This window comes from Blastomonas sp. CCH1-A6 (assembly GCF_001556365.1).
In the GTDB taxonomy this organism is placed as follows: domain Bacteria; phylum Pseudomonadota; class Alphaproteobacteria; order Sphingomonadales; family Sphingomonadaceae; genus Blastomonas; species Blastomonas ursincola.
On record NZ_LSIS01000428.1, the window covers coordinates 1 to 957 of the forward strand.

A 957-nucleotide genomic window follows, 5' to 3' on the forward strand; every position below is an offset into this window, starting at 1 on the left:
ACCAGCAGCACCTAAATCTCCACCGAAAATTACACCACGAGCGCGGACGCTAACTGTCTCTTGGGTTTTGGCTTGCGATGGCTGAGGGGCCGCGCTTAGTGGAAGAACCGACGCACGCCGATTGTGATTGGGATTACCGCGATGCGCCATTCCAGAAATCAGGCCGCTATAAAGGAGCCCTCGCCCACCTTCCCGAAGATGAGGCTATGGCTCTGTTGCAAGAGGCATTGCGGTATTTCGACATCTATGGCCCCTTGCCATCACCGCCATCTGGTCTGCCGGGAACGACGGGCCGATACAATGTTCCCGCCAAGCTATTTGCCGAAATGGGCGTGCGCTATCTGATTGCGCTCATTCATGGGCGGACCCGGACCATTTGGTCCGAGCATGACGAGATCGTCAAGCAGCTCAACAAGTTCCACGAAGCTCGGGTTCTGGCTGACCAGCGCATCCAGCGCGATAGGGAAATAGCTGCAAACTACGAGGCATGGGCCGATGCCGAGCCGCGCCCTGACGCGACCGTGTATTTCATCGGCGCAGACGACGGCCCGGTAAAGATCGGCATCGCCACATGCGTCAAGAAGCGGCTGTATGGGCTGCAAACCTCGAACCCCAACAAGCTTTACGTCTTGGCGACTTGCCCAGGCGGGCGCGATCGGGAGCTAGAGTATCATGCCCAGTTTGCCGCTCATCGGCTGTCTGGCGAATGGTTTGAACGCACGCCCGAGCTTTTGGCCGAGATCACCCGTCTAGCAAGGAGTGCGCAGTAATGACAGACCACAACGAACCAGACCATATTCCCGACGCCAAGCGGCACATCAACCTGGCGACGATCACGCCTGGCAGCAAGTGGTTCAATGCGTCTCACGCGCAGATTGATTGCCCAGTGCACCAACCGGCAGGGAGTGCGTCATGACCGAACAGGATAAGCCGCGTTGCCAGTCTTATCGCGAGCGT

The 957-nt window shown here is 58.2% G+C and carries 1 protein-coding gene; it reads left to right on the forward strand.

The genetic code is table 11. The annotated features are described in order from the left end of the window. Positions 1–98 precede the first annotated feature (98 nt). Complete coding sequence (locus AX735_RS19445) at positions 99–770, forward strand: GIY-YIG nuclease family protein (RefSeq protein ID WP_202189626.1); 672 nt, start codon at positions 99–101, stop codon at positions 768–770. The last annotated feature ends 187 nt before the right edge of the window (positions 771–957 follow it).